An 18,555-nucleotide genomic window follows, 5' to 3' on the forward strand; every position below is an offset into this window, starting at 1 on the left:
GAAACACCCAAAATAGTTAGTCTTTTTCTCTATGTTCTGCTATAATTACCCTTGTTTTTCATCCCGCTTGGTGTTTATTCATCAGTGAAAGGGGAGAGAGCATGGCGATGGCGGAACAGCAATCATCCCTGAATAATCCCGATGCCGCGGCCCATCTTATCCCGTCCGATTCAGAAACAGAGCCGGCCCTGTCCCACTCTTCCAATCTCGGGAATTTGGCGGACGAAATCGATGATTTAAGAAGAAGGATGACCGAAGCTTTCCTGAAGGAAGAGTCGTTCCTCTCCGAGTCCGTTATCGAAATCAGTCGATTGCTGGATACGAAAATTATCGAATATATGAAGCTTGCGTCTATTCCCCGGTAAGCCTGGTCATTCCCGTGACCGGGCTTTTTCTTTTGTGCTATAGTTAGGCGTAGGCAAGGTCCGGGGAGGGATCGCACATGCTGTGGATGGTCACCGGGGGTGTTGGCTGCGGTAAATCGGTTTACGCCGAGAGGTGGGCGGCGTCGCTTGCGCGGGAGGCGATCCTGCTGAGCTGCCCGACTTGGCCGAACGAGCGGGAGGACCTCGTCGGAGGGCGTCCGGACGAATCGGCCCTGATGGAAGAAGAGCGAGTTGTGTGGATGCGCTGGAAGGCGGACGAGAAGCTGTCCGACCGGATCGATCAGATCAACCTGAAGTCCAATCCGTTCCGTGCGGACAATCGCGTGATCGTGCTGGACAGCCTGTCCGGCTGGCTGCGGAGAGCGGTCCGCGAGGTTCGGCAGATGACGCTTCCGCCTGCGCCCGCCGAGCCGCCCCGCAGGGGCAGGCCGAAGCGGATACCGGAGACGGAGGACCTGTTCGCGCTCCGAACGGACCGGGCGGGCAAGGAGTTCCGGCGGGTCGTCGATGCGCTGCTGCGCTATCACGGCCGGAGCATCGTCGTGACGGAGCAGCCTGCGCCGGGGCTGGCGGACGATCCTTGGGAGAGGTGGTACGCCAGGGAGCTGGCCGAGGCGAACCGGAGGCTGGCGGAGCGCAGCGCGGAGCTGCGGATGCTCGTGTCCGGCGTGGCGGTCGAGATTCGGGGGCCGCGAATGAAGAGGGGGAACGGGAACGATGAAGATTTATACTCGAACCGGAGATAAAGGAACGACGTCCGTGATCGGAGCTCGCGTGTCCAAGGACGACGCGAGAATCGAGGCTTACGGAACGATAGATGAGCTGAACAGCTTGGTCGGACAAGCCGCGGCTTGGCTGGCGGAGCACGAAGGCAAGGATGAGCGCGGCGGGGAAGGGGAGCGGCTGCTGGAGCAATTGCTTCAGGTTCAGCAGGAGCTGTTCGACTGCGGCTCCGACCTGAGCTACGCCGCGCCGAAGCCGGAGCAGCTCAAGGTCGATGCGGCGATGACGGCGCGGCTGGAGGAATGGATCGACCGGCATGAGGAGGGGCTGCCGCCGCTGCAGCGGTTTATTCTTCCGGGAGGGAGCGCGCTTGCGGCGCAGCTTCACGTCTGCCGGACCGTCTGCCGGAGAGCGGAGCGGCGGGCCGTGACGATGGCGGCGGCCCAGCCTTGCCCGGAAGAGGTGCTGCGCTACTTGAACCGGCTGTCGGATTACTTCTTCATGGCGGCTCGCAAGGCGAACGCCATGCTGAAGGTGCCCGACGTCGAATACGAGCGGGGCGCGAACGTGTTCTCCCGGAGGTCGGCCGCGGAATGACAGAACGTGCAATGACAGACAGCTATTACGCACCGGTTGTGCACGTCGCGGACGAACGCGACGAGGGCCGGATGCTTCGGGATGTGCTGCGCAAGCGGCTCGGCGTCTCCCGCCGCTTGTTCGTCAAGCTGAAGCAGTCGGAGGAAGGACTTACGATCAACGGCGAGAAGGCGTATCCGAGCTTCCGCCTTGCGATCGGAGACGTCGTCGAGTTCCGCATGGAGCAGGAGAGCTCCGAGGACATCCTGCCGCAACCGATCCCGCTCGACATCGTATTTGAAGATGAGCACCTGCTCGTCCTGAACAAGCCCGCCGGCATCATCGTGCATCCGACGACCGGCCATTACGCGAATACGCTGGCCAACGGCGTCGTCCATTACTGGAGAGAGAAGGGCGAGAGCTGCCGCTTCCGTCCGGTCCATCGGCTGGATCAGGACACGTCCGGTCTCGTCGTTATCGCCAAGCATCCGTATGCGCACCAGCAGCTCTCCGTGCAGATGACGGAAGGGACAATCGAGAAGCGCTACCGGGCTTACGTCTTCGGCCGTCCCCCGCAGGAAGCGGGAGAAGTGAACGAGCCGATCGGCCGCGTTCCGACCGATCCCCATCGCCGGGCCGTGCTCGCGGACGGGGCTCCGTCCTTGACCTTCTACGAAGTCTCGCGCGCGTACCCGTGCGGAGCTTCGGCGCTCGACATTCGGCTCGGCACCGGGCGCACGCACCAGATCCGCGTCCATATGGGCTGGATCGGCTGTCCGCTGCTCGGAGACTCGTATTACGCCGATCCGCAATGGGAGGCGACCGAGCTGGCGGCGCTCGTTAAGGACGCGATCGGCCGGCAGGCGCTGCATGCGTCGCTGCTCGCCTTCCGTCACCCGGTGACGGAGGAGCGGCTGGAGCTGAGAGCCGAGCTTCCGCCCGACCTGCAGGAGCTCGAACGCACGCTGGAGGGGCTTCCGCCTCTGTAGCTTTTTCCGCCGCCGTACTGCTTCTTTGGGGTAGGCAGCTCTCGCCGAATGTCGGGAAAACCGACATTTGAGCTCGTGCGAGGATGCGATGACCCTCCGAATGTCGGAAAAACCGACATTCGAGCTCGCGCGAGGGTGCCATGGTCCGCCGAATGTCGGAAAAACCGACATTTGAGCCCGCGTGAGGGTGCGATGGCCCGCTGGATGCCTTGCTTCACATTTAACAGACCTTATTTTCCACAATACGTATCGGAGGAATCGACCAGCATGAGCAAGTCGCTAATCGTCTATCATTATCCCAACTGCGGAACGTGCCGCGATGCCGTCAAGTGGCTGCGGTCGAGAGGACACGAGCTGGAGCTGCGCCATATCGTCGAGACGCCGCCGAGCGCGGAAGAGCTGAAGAAGCTGATTCGGCTCAGCGGACTGCCGATTCAGAAGTGGTTCAACGTGTCCGGCAATGCCTACAAGGAGCTCGGATTGAAGGACAAGCTGCCCAAGCTGTCGGACGATGAGAGAATCTCCCTGCTCGCAAGCAACGGAATGCTGATCAAACGCCCCGTCATTGCAGATGGCGAGATGGCCACGGTCGGCTTCAAGGAGGAAGAGCTGGCGAAGGTATGGTAAACGATCCGAAGGAGCCGCAAGACCGAGTGCAGGATGAACGGCCGGACCAGCCGGGTTATACGCCAAGCGCCGAAGCGGGAACGCCGCCGGGAACGCCACCGGGAGGGTCGCCGGGCGGATCGTCGGGCGCGCCCGATGGACCGGGCAAGCGCGGCAAGGGCTCCTGGGCATGGGGGGCGGGGTTGCTGTTCCTGCTCTCCAAGGGCAAAGGGCTGCTGCTGCTCCTGCTTAAATTCGGCAAGCCGCTGCTCTCGATGGCGGTGACGGTCGGGGCGTACGCGCTGATCTACCCCTGGACGTTCGCGCTCGGGTTCGTCGCGCTGATCTTCGTCCATGAGATGGGGCACGTGATCGCGGCGAAGCGGCGGGGGCTGCCCGTGTCGGCGCCGTACTTCATCCCGTTCCTCGGCGCTCTCATCATGCTCAAGCGGAATCCGAAGGATGCGGAGACGGAAGCCGCCGTCGCCATCGGCGGGCCGCTGCTCGGTGCGCTTGGCGCGCTCGTCTGCTTCCTGATCGGGCAACAGACCGGCTATGAGTTCTGGTACGCGCTCGCTTACGTCGGATTTTTCCTCAACCTGTTTAATCTGCTTCCGGTCAAGCCGCTGGATGGAGGCCGAATTATCGGCGCCGTCAGCCGCTGGCTGTGGGTCGCGGGGGCGGTCATCGGCCCGTTCGTGATCTGGATGACGCACAGCATTCTGTTCGCGCTGATCTGGGTATGGTTCCTGTGGCAGATGTACCGGCAGTTCTTCGGCAAGAAGAAGCCGCATCCCGTGTTCGTGGAGGGGATCTACGAGGCGGACGTGGACCCGGATCTGCCGGATTGGTACCTGTCCGGGCAGAACCACCGCCGCGAGCTTCCGTTCACGGCTTATTGCCGGATGGACGGCCAGCATGTGGCGGAGTTCCGTTGGGAGCCGCTCTCGTTCCGCGGCGAGATTACGATCAGCCAGCCGTGCACGATCAAGAGCGTCGGCATCGTCGAGGTCGGGAGACCGGACGAGAACGGCCGGGTAAGGTTCAGGGTGCGGCTGGAAGGCGAAGCCTACCAATCGGACCAATACTACGACGTGCCGACGAGAGTGCGCTGGCGGTATGGGATCATGTACGGAGGGCTGGCGCTGTTCCTCGGCTGCATGATGTGGTTTATTCACGAGATCGAGCTGACGACGCCGCGATAAGGTTCGGACAAACAGGGATGCAACCGGGAAGGAAGACGTGGAAGGCATGAAGGGGAAGGAAGACATAGAAGGAATTGAAGGAATGGAAGGCAAGGGGGCAAGGAGCGGCTCGAATGGCAAAAGCAAGGCAAGCAAGTGGCGTTCGAGCCGACTGGACCGCTTGGGGTCTTCGATCTTCGCGGACATCGCGGAGGGGAAACGGAAGGCGCGGCTCGAAGGGATCGACGTCATCTCGCTGGACATCGGCACGCCGGCGTATCCTCCTGCCGAGGAAGTGCGCGCTGCGCTCGCTTCGGCCAGCATGGACAAGGCGATGTACAGCTATCCCGGCACGCTCGGCTCGGAGCGGTTCCGCGAGGCGGTCGCCGAATGGTTCGCGTTCCGCTTCGGCGTGAAGCTCGACCCGGACAAGGAGATTGTCTCGCTGATGGGGACGCAGGACGGCCTTGCCCATCTGGCGCTCGCGGTGACGGAGCCGGGGGACGGGGCGCTGCTCCCCGATCCGGGCTATCCGGTCTATCAGGCGGGGCTGGCCGTGGCGGGCGTGGAGATGTTCCCGCTGCCGCTGCTCGAGGAGAACGGCTACCTGCCGGACTTCGATGCGGTGCCGGAAGCGATCTGGAGCCGGGTCAGGTTCATGCTGCTGAACTACCCGAGCAACCCGCTGTCGGCGGTCGCGGACCTCGCCTTCTTCGAGAAGGCGGTGCGCGTGGCGAAGCAGCGCGGCGTGCTGCTTGTGCACGACAACGCGTACAGCGAGATGGCGTTCGATGGCTGCCGGCCTCCGAGCATCCTGGAGGTGCCGGGCGCGATGGACACGGCGATCGAGTTCCACTCGCTGTCCAAGTCGTTCCACATGGCGGGAGCGCGCATCGGCTTCGCGGTCGGCAACCGCGAGGCGCTCGGGGCGCTCGCAAGCCTCAAGGGGAACATTGACTTCGGCGTGTTCCATGCGGTGCAGGAGGCGGCGATCGCCGCGCTCCGCAAGGACATGACCGCCCCGGCTCCGGCGTCGGCGCTGTACGAGCAGCGCCGGGACTTGTTCCTGGAGGCGCTGGAGCGGGAAGGCTGGAGCATTCCGCGCCCGGCGGCGACGATGTTCGTCTGGGCGCCGGTTCCGGCCGGCTGGACGTCGGAGAGCTTCGCGGAGGAGCTGCTGCGGCGGACGGGCGTCGCCGTCGTGCCGGGCAGCGCGTTCGGCTCGCGCGGCGAAGGCTACGTCCGGCTTGCGCTCGTCGAGCCGGAGGAGCGGCTGCTTGAGGCGGCCGGCCGGATCGGGACGTTCCTGCGCGAGCCTGCTTACTTGCCGATCAAACGCTTGTAGTCCGACGGAAGAATGCCGACCACTTTCTTGAACAGCGCGGTGAAGTGCTTGGAGCTCTGGTAGCCGACCATCTGCGAGATTTCGTACAATTTGAGCCGATCGTCCTCCAGCAGTCGTTTGGCCAGCTCGATTCGTTGTTCGATGACGTAATCGATAAAGTTCTGGCCCGTCGACTGCTTGAACACCTCGCTTAAGTAATTGGCGTTCATATGAACATGGTCGGCGGCATTCTGCAGCGATAAATTGTTGTTGAGATTGTTCCCGATATATTGTTTGACCCTCGCAATCAAGCCTTGGTCCTGTTTGTTCCGGTTGTCGATCGCGGCATGAAGCGCGAGCTTGGCATGGCTCCATGCTTCCCGGAATCGGGAGAAGGAATCGAACACGGCGCTTGAACCGACCGTGACGCTGACTTTGGAGAACTCGTGCACGAAGGCGACGAATTGGCCTTCGAAGCTCGTGACAAGCTCGTCCGCAAGCTCCGCCCGATCCGACCAGAGCAAGAGAACGATCCGACCGTCTTCCCCTTGAATCGCGATGCCGTTGTCCTTTATTAGTTCCTGCGCTGTTTTGAACAGGAAGAAACGATAGGTGCCGCGGCTTTTTTCTTCTTCGGCGGGAATGTCGAAGTGAACGGCGCAGAGCGCATAACACATCGAAGAAGCGGGAATCCCGAGCTGGCGCAACTGCCGCTCGCATTCCTCAACCCCGTACAGGTTCCCGTGAATCAACTGATGAACCCAGTATTCGCTTAACTGCCGATTTTGTTCGTTCTCCACAAGCTTGCGCCGGAAATCCTCCAGAACCATATTTTCCACCTGCCGCAATTGACTCAAGATTCGATTATCCTCGATCGGCTTGATCAAGTAATCAAGAACGCCCATCCGCAGCATGGAGCGGACATACTCGAACTCCGAATGACCGCTCAACACGATGCAGTATGGAGCTTCCCTTCGCTTCTTCAACTCCGCGTAAAGCGCAATCCCGTCCATCTGGGGCATGGAGATATCGATAATCGCCAGATCCGGACGAACGGCGTCTATGAGCTCCAGCCCCTCGAACCCGTTCGCCGCGGTGCCGACGACCTCCCATTGCGGAGCGATGCGACGGATGACGGAAGGCAGCCCGATCCGAATCAACGGTTCGTCGTCAATGACGACCAGCTTAAATTGTCCCATTGGCCAGTTCCCCCTTGGAAGTCGAATCGAATGTCAACGGAACGGTCCACTCCACCGTTGTTCCTTGATTCGGAGTGCTGGACACTTGGAGCGCATAGCCTTGTCCGAAGGCATGTCTCATCCTCAGATTGATGTTAACGAGACCGATGCCGGAGGCGCCGGACGAGTCCATCCGATACAGACGGGTTCGGAGACGTTCCAATTCGTCGGGAGGGATGCCTGCGCCGTTGTCCGCCACTCTGATCCGCATATGGGAAGCTCCCTCCTTCTTCAGTTGAATCCGGATGTCGCCGGGGCGCAGCAACGGGCGAATGCCGTGAAGCACGCTATTCTCGACGAGAGGTTGGATCAGGAAGGCCAGAATGGGCCGGTCGTTCAACTCCGGATCGCATTCGATCGTATAGCTTAACGGATAGGACAGCCGCATCGACTGCAGAAGCAAGTAGTTCTCGATATACTCGACTTCTTCCCGGCAGGCGATCCACTTCTTCTGCTGCATATTTTCCTTCAACAAGCGGCCCAGGGAGGTGATCATCTGCACGGATCGAGCGCTCCCGTCGATCTCGGCCATCATGCGAATGGACTCAAGGGTGTTGAAGAGGAAGTGCGGGCTGATCTGACTCTGAAGCGCTGCGAACTCCGCCTCCTTCTGATAGATTTCGGTCAGATAAACTTTGTTGATCAAATGTTTGATCTTGGCGATCATATGATTAAAGCTATTGCCCAAATGATAGATTTCGTCCTTCGACTTGGTATGGAACTGGACATTGAATTCCCCGTTCTCCGCGTTCTTCATAAGCCTCTGCAAGCGGTGAAGCGGTCTGGTAATCGCGGTGGCGAACCATCCGGAGATGACCATGGCGAACAGAATCGCAACTCCGACAATGTAGCAGGAGACAAGCAGCAGATCGGTCCGATGGGTCACGGAGCCGATAGGAACGCCCACGACGACACGCCAATCCGCCTTCTGAAGACGGCTCTCCCCGAGGAACCATCGGTTGGCGTCCGGCGGGGAATAAGCGGTCGAGATCTCCTCCGGACGGGTGGAATACACAATCTGATTGTTAGCGCTTACGATACGGACGACGGAATCGGCCCCGAGCACCTCGTTGTTGACGAAGTTGGCAAGCTTGTCGAGCTTGAAGTCCAGCACGAGCATGGCGAACGGCTTGTCCGTCTCGTATACGTTCAATTGCCGATAGATGGAGAAGACGTTGTTGACGACATCGCGATTATACAGCAGCGGCACGGCCAGCGTCTCCGTAATGACAAATTTGCCGTTGGCCGCTTTGGCTGCGTTGTAGTAGGGACTGTCAGCGGGGGCCAGGTCGTACTCTCTCTGCATAATTGGAAAATAACGCAGCTCCGATCCCGAGTTGTCGATCAGATGAACGGCGGTTACCTCGTCGGCATGCGGATACAAGAAGAAGTTGTTCACTTCATCCTCGAGCACCTGCAGCTCGGTGAAGTTCAGCTCGGCGGCCGGGGTGCGGGTGAGCAGGTCTTCCATCCCGGATTTGATGCCGTCCTCGTGAATAAGCGGGCGCATGCTGAGAGACACGAGAGTATCCAAATACTGATCGAGATTGTACTCGATCTGCTGGGTAATGGTTCCGGTCGTCGCGTCCATGTTTTTGCGGATATCCATAATGTAGTAGCGATAGTTGAAGTAGCTGCTTAGGGAGATAAGCAGAATAATCAGCACCGTGTAGGCAAGGTTCAACTTCCACTTGAGTCCGATAGTCATGATGGCCCCCCAAGGTTGCGGCAGTGTTACTCTATTATACTATCGCTTCCGGGTCCGAATAAGAATTCCGTAAAGATCGTCCTTTTCCGAAGAAGATGTCGTTTTTTACATAGTCCGGTTTATGAAATACTGATGGGGAACCACAACACTCACGCCAAGGGGAGAAACAAATGAAAAAAGTAACATCGTTCGTTGCTGCACTCGCTTTATCGGCAGTTGCCCTTACCGCCTGCGGTTCCGACAATACGGCAAGCAATACGGCGAGTCCGTCGTCCGGCGGAACCGCGGGCGCATCGCCGTCCGCGTCGACTTCGCCGAAGAACGTGGCTCTGGGAATTTCGGTGCCGGGGCAGGACTTGCCTGGACTGGAGGAGCTGGCGAAGAAGTTCGAAGAGCAGAATGCGGGGGTCAAGATCTCGGTCGCTCGCGCGCCGAACGAGCAATATGAACAGACGTTGAAGGCTCATCTGGTAGCCAAGGAAGACGTGCCGGACTTGTTCTTGCAATGGCCGGGCAGAGGCAAGATCGGCGTGGCGATCAATGCCGGCTATCTGGCGGATCTGAGCTCGCTTGGGCCGGTGGCCGACATTGACCAGGGTCAGTTGTCTCCCTTCTCTCAAGACGGCAAGGTGTACGGCATTCCTTGGGCGAAAAACTTCCTCGGCGTCTACTATAACAAAACTCTCTTCGAGCAGCAGGGATTAAACGTTCCTACGAACTGGGAGGAGCTGCTTGAAGTGGCGGATCGGCTGCAAAGCGCAGGGGTAACGCCGTTCGCATTCCCGGCCAAGGACGGCAGCGGCATGTTCACCTGGTATGCGCTCGTTCCGTCGACGGTGTATGCCAAGGACCCGGATTGGGACCAGAAGCGGTATGACAATCAAGTGCAATTCGCCACGTCGGATAGCTGGAAGTCGACCGGAGAGCAACTGAAGCTGCTGCTCGATAAAGGGTACTTGGGCAAAAACATCAACGGACTCGGCAACGATTCGGCCAACGCCTTGATTGCCGACGGCAAAGCGGCAATGATCGTCAACGGGAACTGGGCCATCGGAGACTACGAGAAGCTGGCATCCGACGCCGGCATCACGATGGGCATGTTCGCATTCCCGGGCAACGAGCCGGGACAACCGCTCTGGTTGTCGGCCGCCCCGTCAACCGGCCTGTCCGTCTGGTCCGGCAGCCCGAACCAGGATACGGCCAAGCAGTTGATCGAATTCCTGTATGACGAAGAGAATGTGCCCGCATTGATCGGCTCCGGACAGTTCTCCACGCTCAAGACGGTTGCGATGGACAGCAACCCGATCTTCGCGGATATTCTGGACATCATTCGCACCGGCTCCTCTTATCCATTCCTCGATGTGGGCTGGCCGGCAGGTCCGCAGAGCGACGCATTCACGAAGGAGACCCAAGCCGCGCTGGGCGGAGCCTCCACCTTCGAGAAGGTGCTCGAAGCAGCCGATAAATCGTGGGACAAGAGTGTGGAATCCGGGAACTAACGGCAAGCAGAGAGAAGGCGGCAGCATGTTGAAGAGCAAGAGGTTCCGCGAGGTCTCCTACGCATTCGCAATTCCGGCATTGTTGTTCTATTGCGTGTTCTTCATTTATCCGAGTCTGCAAAGCTTCTACTTCTCCATGACCGACTGGAACGGCATGGACCCGCATTATCGCTTCACGGGACTGGATAATTTCCTCGGTCTGTGGAACGATGGCAGGTTCGGAGCGGCATTCCGCAACACGATAAGGTATGCCGTCGGCTTGACGATAGGCCAGATCGTCTTCGGTCTGCTGCTGGCCGTGTTGGTGAACCGCGGCAGGCGAGCGGACAATTGGTTCCGTACGGTCTTCTTCAGTCCGCAGGTCATCAGTATGATTGCCATCGGCTATATCTGGTCCTATATTCTGGACCCGATTAACGGAAGCCTGAATTATTTGTTGGATTGGCTCGGTCTATCTTCCTTGCAGCAGGACTGGCTCGGCAGCTTTAAGCTGGCGATTTGGTCCGTAACAGGCGTGAGCGTATGGCAAGGGGCCGGCTGGTGTATGGTCATCTTCCTGGCCAATCTGCAATCCGTTCCCCAGGAATATATCGAGGCGGCTTCCATGGACGGGGCGACTGGCCTGCAACGGTTCCGGCATGTCATTCTTCCGCTTCTGGCTCCGGCATTCACGATTACGATCGTTACCGGGATGATCGCAGGCTTGAAGATGTTCGATCTGGTTATGGTCATGACCAAGGGCGGACCGGGGTTTGCCACCGAGAGCATCAGCTCGATTATTTATAATACAGCCTTCTTGGACAATCGTTTCGGCGAAGCGACGGCGATGGGGATCGTTATGTTCCTGATCATCCTCGTCATTACGGCGATTCAATTGTGGGCGCTCAACAGGAGAGGGGTGGAGGCGTGAGCTTGGATCGCCGCTTGATGCAACGGTTGCCTAAGTTGCTGCTCCTGCTCTTGTTCACCTTCGTCTATGCGTATCCCCTCTTCATGCTGCTCTCCTTTTCGTTGAAGAACAATGGCAGCATGTACGCCAATCCGTTGGGCTTATCCGGGGAATTCCACTGGGGCAACTATTCGGAAGCCTGGAGCCGATCGAACTTTGATGTCGCGCTGTGGAATAGCGTAACCATCACGTTTATTAGCGCCCTTCTGATCCTTCTCATAGGTTCGATGGCGGCGTATCCGCTGGCGCGGCGGAAGGGCAAGGGAGCGACCCTGCTTCAAGGATTTTTTGTCGCGGGGTTGATCGTTCCCATGCAGTTGAATCTGATTCCGTTATTTAAGCTGCTTCATTCGCTGGGGTTGAGCCGGACTCCGCTGGGCGTTATTTTCCTGTACATCGCTTTCGGCATGCCGTTAACCGTCTTCTTGTTCAGCGGATTTATACGCTCCTTGCCGAAGGAGCTGGAGGAAGCGGCGAGAATCGACGGCTGCAGCGGTGCGGGAATATTTTTCCGAATTGTATTGCCGCTGATGAAGCCGATCGGAACGACGGTCTTTATCCTGCAATTTCTGACGATTTGGAACGATTTCTTCTTGCCTGTCGTCTTTCTTAATACCGAGAAGCTCAAGACCGTTCAGATCGCCGTCTATTCGTTCGTCGGGCAGTATGCCAATGACTGGTCGCATATGTTCCCGATGATCGTGCTGAGTGTGGCTCCGGTGCTGGCGCTGTATGTCTTTCTTCAGAAGTATATTATCGCAGGCATTATGTCGGGGGCTGTCAAAGGATAATCTGCGAGGAGGTTGCAACCGTGCAAGGAGTGTTCCGTTCAAGATGGTTGATATCGATGGTGATTGCCGCCGTAATGGCCGGTTCCTTCTCCTTCCCATTCGGTAAAGTCGAAGCTGCCGAGTCGGTGAATCTGGTGAACGAGTCGATCGAGGTGACGACATCCAGTTCCGTGGAAGCTTGGGGGTTCTCGCGTGCGAGCCTGTTAAAGGAAAACAAGATTCAGCCGGGCTGGTCCAGCTCGTCGAGCTTGTACGAGAATCATACGGAATGGTTCAGCGTGGATCTGGAAGCTCTGCACACGCTCGATCGGATCGAGCTGTTCCCGCGCAACGACGATGGCAACATCGGGGAAGGGTTCCCGATCGACTTTACGATCCAAGTATCGACGAACGCCTTGGAGTGGACGACCGTCAGGACGGTGACCGGCTACGAGAAGCCGGACGGCGCTGCCCGGAGCTTCGCGTTCGACGATATAGCCGCCCGCTATGTGAAGGTCGAAGCGACGAATCTAAGGACGGTAGAAGGCTCGTATCGAATGCAGTTAAGATTGTTTAAGGCGTACGGAGATCCGACGCCGATTGCGGATTCCGAGCCTCCGCTCACAACGGTGCTGGATACGGCGAGACTGGCGGAGACGGGAAGTCCGACGCTGCAGCAGCCGAATGTCACCGTGGAGTGGGAGGGGCTGTATCGGCAGCAATGGATGTTCTACGACCTGTTCGGCAGAAAAAGCATCCTCGATACGCCCACGTATATGTTGGGGAACTGGACGCCGCAGAGCACGGGGGAGTATCGATTTGCCCTCATTGCCGCTGTAAGCGCTTCCGATCACCCCGACGATCCGGCTTATGTCACATATTACGAGACAGTAACCCGCGATTCGGCCGATTCGATCGTATCGGATGAGCCGGGAGCGGCATCCGAGCAGGACATCCGATACCGGATGGAGATCGACGATGTCGCCACGATCGACGGCGTGCTGACCGCTCCCGCCGAGCGGGGGACGGGCGAGCCGCTGACTCTGGCATTCCGCACGGATTATCTCAAGCTGATGTCGAACTTGGACGCTCCGTTGGACGGCTCTTACGTAAACACGTTGTACGTCGGAGTCGCACGCGAAGGAGATCCGAACTACGAGGCCTTGATTCCGTTGGTTGCGATTGAGCATTATGAGCCGGAAGGCGTTAACCTGCGGCTGGCCTCCCCGATTGTAGGAGGAGTGTACACCGATCGCGAACAGGCGGAATTGACGCTGAATGTGTTCAATACGGGAGCCGCCGCCGCTCCGGTTGCGGTCGAGTACACCATAACGCCGATAGGAGGGACGGAGAGCGTCGAGCAGGGACAGATCTTGAACGAGCTTGTGCCGGCCCGCTCCGAACGGACCGTTCGGCTTGCGCCCGGCGCGCTGCCCAACGGGGTCTATACGGTTGCCGTTCAGGCAGGCGGCGCCTCGGCTCAGACGCGTCTGGCCATCGTTCCCGAGCAGGATGTGAACGACGTGGCCGATTCGGGAATCACCTTCGGAATGAATACGTTCTGGCGGCAGATTACGTGGCAGGCGTACCAAATTCCGCTGACGGCCAAGGCGGGGATGAAGTGGATTCGGCCATGGCTGGACGGCGAGAACATCTGGGCCGTTCAGGAGCCGGAAGCGGGCGTGTACAACTGGGAGCCTCTGGACAAGACGCTGGCCATGCTGGAGCCGTACGGAATCGGCTACTTCGACATTATGGCGTTCGCGCCGGATTGGGCCAAGCGATCGACGGGCTGGGCGCCCCGCCCGGACAGCATGGACAACTTCGCCGAGTATGTCGAAGCGTTCTTCGACCGTTACAAGAATGCCATTCCCTACGTGTCGGCGTGGAATGAACCGAACGGCCCCGAGTTCTGGGATACGACCCAGACTTCGATGGAGAGCCTTCCGGAATATGTCGATATGGTCAATCTGATCGAGACCGCCGCGAGCAATGCCGGAGGAACGATCAAGCTGGTCGGCCCTTCGCTCGGCGCTCCGGTGAACGACGATGCTTCGGATTATTGGGGGCCGTTCCCGGAATGGTTCGAGGAGTTCGGAGGGACGGGCTCCTTCGGCAAGTTCGATACGATCGATATTCATCCTTACGATCAGAGAAGATTGGGAATCGGGCCGGAGAAGTCGCTGTCCTCGGGAGCCTACGAGGAGCAGTTGGATCGATTGTGGCAGATTGTGCAGTCGTCGCCCGGCGGGGCAGGCAAGAAGCTAGCCATCACGGAGACCGCCTACCCCGCTATAGACGATGCCGACTATGCGGCGAACGAGCTGCTGCAGGCCCAGCTTATGCAGCGCCAATATCTGATGAGCGCGGGCAGCGGCAAGGTGGATAAAGTATTCTGGTTCGCGATGATCGATCCGCTGTCCAATCAAGCCGATGCGCAGGCCGTCGACGCCAGCTACGGCATGTTCTACAACGGCTATGTGCCCAAGCTGGTCTACGCCGCGCAAGCCGGGATGGCCAGCATATTGAACAATGCGACAGGGCTGGGCCGCATTCGCACGGAGCCCGGAACGTGGGGCTATGCGTTCACGAAGGGCTCGCAAAGCATCATTGCGTTATGGAGAGAGACGAATGCCGCTCCGATGGACATAAACTTCCCCACCCAGGCGGAATCCGTACAGGTATTGGATATGTTCGGGAATGCCGAGAACGTTGCGGTTAACGGCAATGCCGTATCCGTGCATCTGACGCAAAGTCCGATCTACATCGTGGCCGATAATGGGGCAGGCGCGCTGAACGTATCGGAGGCGGGATTGGCGGACGGGACCGCGGGATCGGCATACAGCACGGTCTTGCATGCGACAGGCGGCGTATTGCCTTATTCCTGGAGCGCGGAGGATCTGCCGGCGGGATTAAGCATTCATTCGGTTACGGGCGAGGTTTACGGCGTACCCGAGGCGGCGGGCGTCTCCACCGTGCATGTCGCCGTCACGGATAGCGTCAACGCGACGGCCAGCCGGGATGTGACGATAACGGTTCGGGATCAAGGCGAGTCGGTTAATCTGGCGGAAGGCAAGGCGGTGGACGCCTCAAGCTCGGTGGAGGGCTGGGGCTTCTCCAAGGAGGCTGCGGTGGACGGCCAGACGACGGGGAACGGCTGGAGCAGCGACTCGGAGCTGGGCGAGAACCACACGGAATGGCTGAGCGTCGATCTCGGGGCGGAGTATGCGATCGATCGCGTGGATCTGTATCCGAGGAACGGCAGCGACGAGGAGGTCGGCCAGGGCTTCCCGATCGACTTCACGATTCAGGTGTCGACGGATGCGGTTCATTGGACGACGGTCGCGTCCCGAACGGAATTTGCCCGGCCGGGCGCCGGGGCGCAGAGCTTCGCGTTCGATGAGGCGCGCGCCCGGTATGTGAAGGTCGAAGGCACGAACCTGATGAGCGTGGACGGATCGTACCGGATGCAGCTTGCGGAATTGCAGGCGTTCGGCAATCCGGATTCGTCAAGCCCGCTCGGAATCTGGAACGGATATTTGAATGCCGGCATGGTCGCTGTCGACTATCGCGATAATCTGTATGCGACCGGAGGGCTGAAGCCGTATACGTGGAGCGCCGACGGGTTGCCGGCAGGGCTGACGATCGATCCGGCTGTGGGCGAGCTGCGCGGGATGCCCGAGGCGTCCGCCGCCGGGACAGCGATTGTTCGGGTCTCGGTCACCGACAGCAGCGGCGCGACGGCAAGCAGAGAGCTGCCGTTAACGATCAATGCCGCGATATTCGCCAATCAGGCGCTGAACAAGACGGTGACCGCGTCGAGCTCGGTGGAGGGCTGGGGCTTCTCCAAGGATGCGGCGGTTGACGGCACGACGACGGGGAACGGCTGGAGCAGCGATTCGGAGCTTGGAGAGAGCCATACGGAATGGCTGAGCGTCGATCTTGGCTCCGACTATATGCTTGACCGCGTGGACTTGTATCCAAGGAACGGCAACGCGGACGATGTGGGCAAGGGGTTCCCGGTGGACTTCGCGATTCAGGTGTCGACGGACTCGGTTCATTGGACGACGGTCGCGTCCCGAACGGATGTTGCCCGGCCGGGTGCCGGGGCGCAGAGCTTCGCATTCGACGAGACACGCGCGCGGTATGTGAAGGTCGAGGGCACGAAGCTGACGAGCGTGGACGGGGCGTACCGGATGCAGCTTGCGGAATTGCAAGCGTTCGGCTATGCGGCGCCGCCGTCGGCGGCAGCTTATCGCGTAAGCTATGACGGCAACGGCCATACGGGCGGAAGCGCGCCGGCGGACGGGAACGTCTACGAGAGCGGTTCGAACGCAACCGTGCTGGGCAACGACGGCAATCTCGCGAGGACGGGCTACGAATTCGCGGGCTGGAATACGGCTCCCGACGGGAGCGGGACGGGGTACACACCGGGGGACATGATTGTCGTGGCGTCTTCCTCTATCGTGTTGTATGCGCAATGGATTGCGGCCCCTGACGCCGTATTCGTCAATCAGGCATTGAACAAGACGGTAACGGCGTCGAGCTCGGTGGAGGGCTGGGGCTTCTCCAAGGAGGCTGCGGTCGACGGCCAGACGGCGGGGAACGGCTGGAGCAGCGATTCGGAGCTTGGAGAGAGCCATACGGAATGGCTGAGCGTCGATCTTGGGGCGGACTACATGATCGATCGGGTGGACTTGTATCCGCGGAACGGCAATGAGGACGATGTGGGCAAGGGGTTCCCGGTGGACTTCACGATCCAGGTGTCGACGGATGCGATCCATTGGGCGACGGTCGCGTCACGAACGGAATTTGCCCGGCCGGGTGCCGGGGCGCAGAGCTTCGCGTTCGACGAGACGCGCGCGAGGTATGTGAAGGTCGAGGGCACGAGGCTGATGAGCGTGGACGGATCGTACCGGATGCAGCTTGCAGAGCTGCAAGCGTTCGGCTATGCGGCGCCGCCGTTGGCGGCAGCTTATCGCGTAAGCTATGACGGCAACGGACATACGGGCGGAAGCGCGCCGACGGACGGGAACGTCTACGAGAGCGGCTTGAGCGTCATCGTGCTGGGCAACGACGGCAATCTCGCAAGGACGGGCTGTGAATTCGCGGGCTGGAATACGGCTCCCGACGGGAGCGGGACGGATTACGCCGCAGGCGAAACGCTTGTTATGGGGGCCTCGGCGGTAACGTTGTATGCGAAGTGGACTGCAGTCGATTCGACCGCCCCCGGCAATGCCGCCGCCAACACGGCAAGCCCCGGGCAAGTCCGCGAAGCGGTCGTCAGCTTCGGAGCCGATAACGGCATGGCTGTTCCGATTCGGATTGTCCGAACGGTGACGGCGAGCGGCGGCAAGGTCGATGCGGTTGAGCTGGATGCGGCGATGGCGGAGGCGATCGTGAGCGGAGCGATCTCCGCAGAACAGAGCAAAGCGGTTATCCTTCTCGACGATCTGCCTAACGACAAGGCGGATGAATATACGCTCTCGGTACCGCTGGCCGTGGCGAGACTGCTGTCGGACCGCCGCATTGTCCTGGAAGTCCGGACCGGCGACGTGACGGTCACGCTGCCGCAGAACGTCGCGGCGAATCTTGGCGACAAGGCCGACGGCTTGAAGGTGCGCATCGTGCCGATTCGCAGCGATAAGGAGCAGGCTGAGGCGAAGCGGAGGGCGCTCGACTCTTCGGCCGTGAAGGCGGCCGAGGAGTACGGGGAAGCGCAGGCGGTCGGGCTTCCGGTTATCGTTGAGACGAATTACTCCGGACTTCCGACGAAGCTGATGTTCCCCATCGACACTTCGGAGAGGAAGGACGATCTCGCGTCGCTGGCGGTGTTCATCGAGCACAGCGACGGCGAGGAGGTGCTTCAACAGGCGGACATCCGCTATGACGACAAGGGAGAGCCGGTCGGCGTCGAGATCGAGGTCGATAAATTCAGCACCTTCACGGTTCTTCGTCTGGCCGAACCGGAGATTCGCGAATACCGTCGTTACATCAATGGCTTCGAGGACGGGACGTTCCGCCCTTCGAAGCCGGTCACGCGGGCGGAGCTGGCGGCAATGGTGGCGCGCAATATGCCGGACCCATCCGATGTCCGCAGCGCTCAGACTATTCTCGCTGACGTTGCCTCCGATCACTGGGCGGCCGACTCCATTAACCGGGTGTATGCCGCAGGAATTATGACCGGAAGCGGGAACGGCCAATTCCGGCCGGACGAGACCGTCACAAGGGCCGAACTGGCAGCAGTGCTCGCGCGCTGGAACACATTGGATGCCGCAGCCGGCGGCGAATCGGCCTTCGCAGATGTGAAGCTGAGCTGGGCGGCGGAAGCGATCGCAGCCGTTCAAGCGCAGGGCTGGATGCGAGGCTATCCGGACGGGACGTTCCGCCCCGACAACGGACTGACTCGCGCGGAGGCCGTCCGGGCGTTGAATGCGGCGCTTGGCCGCGAGCCGTTCGCCGGAGCGGAGCCGGTGCTGTGGACGGACGTGCCGACAGATTACTGGGCATGGGCCGATATTATGTCGGCATCCCGCGATTATCGCATTCCGATTCCGATTCCGAATCCGGTGAAGGGTGACGGCCGCGAATCGCAATAAGCCA

Annotated in this window: 13 protein-coding genes; 11 read left to right on the forward strand and 2 right to left on the reverse strand. The window is 60.0% G+C overall.

Features of this window, described 5'->3' with window-relative positions:
- Positions 1 to 101: 101 nt before the first annotated feature.
- The 7 genes from E6C55_RS20100 (at position 102) to E6C55_RS20130 (ending at position 5,809) form a co-directional block, all read left to right on the forward strand.
- Positions 102 to 365 (forward strand): aspartyl-phosphate phosphatase Spo0E family protein, encoded by a 264-nt coding sequence (locus E6C55_RS20100; RefSeq protein WP_136371608.1) that lies wholly within the window; start codon positions 102 to 104, stop codon positions 363 to 365.
- A 77-nt stretch (positions 366 to 442) separates the two neighbouring features.
- A complete protein-coding gene (locus E6C55_RS20105) occupies positions 443 to 1,132 on the forward strand; it encodes a bifunctional adenosylcobinamide kinase/adenosylcobinamide-phosphate guanylyltransferase (protein WP_136371609.1) in 690 nt (229 codons plus the stop codon).
- Positions 1,104 to 1,706: a cob(I)yrinic acid a,c-diamide adenosyltransferase gene (locus tag E6C55_RS20110; RefSeq protein WP_136371610.1), complete on the forward strand. Its 603-nt coding sequence runs from the start codon at positions 1,104 to 1,106 to the stop codon at positions 1,704 to 1,706. The genes E6C55_RS20105 and E6C55_RS20110 overlap by 29 nt, the downstream gene beginning before the upstream one ends.
- Positions 1,703 to 2,674, forward strand: coding sequence for an RluA family pseudouridine synthase (locus E6C55_RS20115; protein WP_230986772.1), 972 nt, complete (start codon positions 1,703 to 1,705; stop codon positions 2,672 to 2,674). Before E6C55_RS20110 ends, E6C55_RS20115 begins: the two co-directional genes overlap by 4 nt.
- 267 nt (positions 2,675 to 2,941) lie before the next feature.
- On the forward strand, positions 2,942 to 3,301 hold the full coding sequence (locus E6C55_RS20120) for an arsenate reductase family protein (RefSeq protein ID WP_136371611.1): 360 nt from the start codon (positions 2,942 to 2,944) through the stop codon (positions 3,299 to 3,301).
- Between the two features lie 26 nt (positions 3,302 to 3,327).
- Entirely contained in the window at positions 3,328 to 4,485 is a 1,158-nt protein-coding gene (locus E6C55_RS20125) for a site-2 protease family protein (RefSeq protein WP_230986773.1), read from the forward strand.
- An 82-nt stretch (positions 4,486 to 4,567) separates the two neighbouring features.
- Entirely contained in the window at positions 4,568 to 5,809 is a 1,242-nt protein-coding gene (locus E6C55_RS20130; protein WP_136371644.1) for an aminotransferase class I/II-fold pyridoxal phosphate-dependent enzyme, read from the forward strand.
- Here the strand turns inward: E6C55_RS20130 and E6C55_RS20135 are convergent.
- Both E6C55_RS20135 and E6C55_RS20140 read right to left on the reverse strand, forming a co-directional pair.
- The gene (locus tag E6C55_RS20135) at positions 5,785 to 6,987 is read right to left on the reverse strand and encodes a response regulator (protein ID WP_136371612.1); all 1,203 of its coding nucleotides are present in this window, start codon (positions 6,985 to 6,987) and stop codon (positions 5,785 to 5,787) included. The two genes, E6C55_RS20130 and E6C55_RS20135, sit on opposite strands and share 25 nt — an antisense overlap.
- The gene (locus tag E6C55_RS20140; RefSeq protein ID WP_136371613.1) at positions 6,974 to 8,734 is read right to left on the reverse strand and encodes a cache domain-containing sensor histidine kinase; all 1,761 of its coding nucleotides are present in this window, start codon (positions 8,732 to 8,734) and stop codon (positions 6,974 to 6,976) included. The genes E6C55_RS20135 and E6C55_RS20140 overlap by 14 nt, the downstream gene beginning before the upstream one ends.
- 170 nt (positions 8,735 to 8,904) lie before the next feature.
- On the opposite strand from E6C55_RS20140, the gene E6C55_RS20145 reads away from it, so the two are divergent.
- Genes E6C55_RS20145 through E6C55_RS20160 form a run of 4 tightly spaced genes read left to right on the forward strand, consistent with a single transcriptional unit; the run spans position 8,905 to position 18,551 of the window.
- The gene (locus tag E6C55_RS20145) at positions 8,905 to 10,233 is read left to right on the forward strand and encodes an ABC transporter substrate-binding protein (protein WP_136371614.1); all 1,329 of its coding nucleotides are present in this window, start codon (positions 8,905 to 8,907) and stop codon (positions 10,231 to 10,233) included.
- A gap of 25 nt (positions 10,234 to 10,258) precedes the next feature.
- The gene (locus E6C55_RS20150; protein ID WP_168735772.1) at positions 10,259 to 11,143 is read left to right on the forward strand and encodes a carbohydrate ABC transporter permease; all 885 of its coding nucleotides are present in this window, start codon (positions 10,259 to 10,261) and stop codon (positions 11,141 to 11,143) included.
- A complete protein-coding gene (locus E6C55_RS20155) occupies positions 11,140 to 11,973 on the forward strand; it encodes a carbohydrate ABC transporter permease (RefSeq protein WP_136371616.1) in 834 nt (277 codons plus the stop codon). The genes E6C55_RS20150 and E6C55_RS20155 overlap by 4 nt, the downstream gene beginning before the upstream one ends.
- A gap of 20 nt (positions 11,974 to 11,993) precedes the next feature.
- A complete protein-coding gene (locus E6C55_RS20160) occupies positions 11,994 to 18,551 on the forward strand; it encodes a discoidin domain-containing protein (RefSeq protein WP_136371617.1) in 6,558 nt (2,185 codons plus the stop codon).
- Positions 18,552 to 18,555 lie beyond the last annotated feature (4 nt).

The organism is Cohnella fermenti, assembly GCF_004801405.1.
GTDB lineage: Bacteria > Bacillota > Bacilli > Paenibacillales > Paenibacillaceae > Cohnella > Cohnella fermenti.

Bases quoted from the DNA above. Each gene is read 5' to 3' on its own strand.
- E6C55_RS20100 (WP_136371608.1), top strand. From the start codon at position 102: ATGGCGATGGCGGAACAGCAATCATCCCTGAATAATCCCGATGCCGCG.
- E6C55_RS20105 (WP_136371609.1), top strand. From the start codon at position 443: ATGCTGTGGATGGTCACCGGGGGTGTTGGCTGCGGTAAATCGGTTTAC.
- E6C55_RS20110 (WP_136371610.1), top strand. From the start codon at position 1,104: ATGAAGATTTATACTCGAACCGGAGATAAAGGAACGACGTCCGTGATC.
- E6C55_RS20115 (WP_230986772.1), top strand. From the start codon at position 1,703: ATGACAGAACGTGCAATGACAGACAGCTATTACGCACCGGTTGTGCAC.
- E6C55_RS20120 (WP_136371611.1), top strand. From the start codon at position 2,942: ATGAGCAAGTCGCTAATCGTCTATCATTATCCCAACTGCGGAACGTGC.
- E6C55_RS20130 (WP_136371644.1), top strand. From the start codon at position 4,568: ATGGAAGGCAAGGGGGCAAGGAGCGGCTCGAATGGCAAAAGCAAGGCA.
- E6C55_RS20135 (WP_136371612.1), bottom strand. From the start codon at position 6,987: ATGGGACAATTTAAGCTGGTCGTCATTGACGACGAACCGTTGATTCGG.
- E6C55_RS20140 (WP_136371613.1), bottom strand. From the start codon at position 8,734: ATGACTATCGGACTCAAGTGGAAGTTGAACCTTGCCTACACGGTGCTG.
- E6C55_RS20145 (WP_136371614.1), top strand. From the start codon at position 8,905: ATGAAAAAAGTAACATCGTTCGTTGCTGCACTCGCTTTATCGGCAGTT.
- E6C55_RS20150 (WP_168735772.1), top strand. From the start codon at position 10,259: ATGTTGAAGAGCAAGAGGTTCCGCGAGGTCTCCTACGCATTCGCAATT.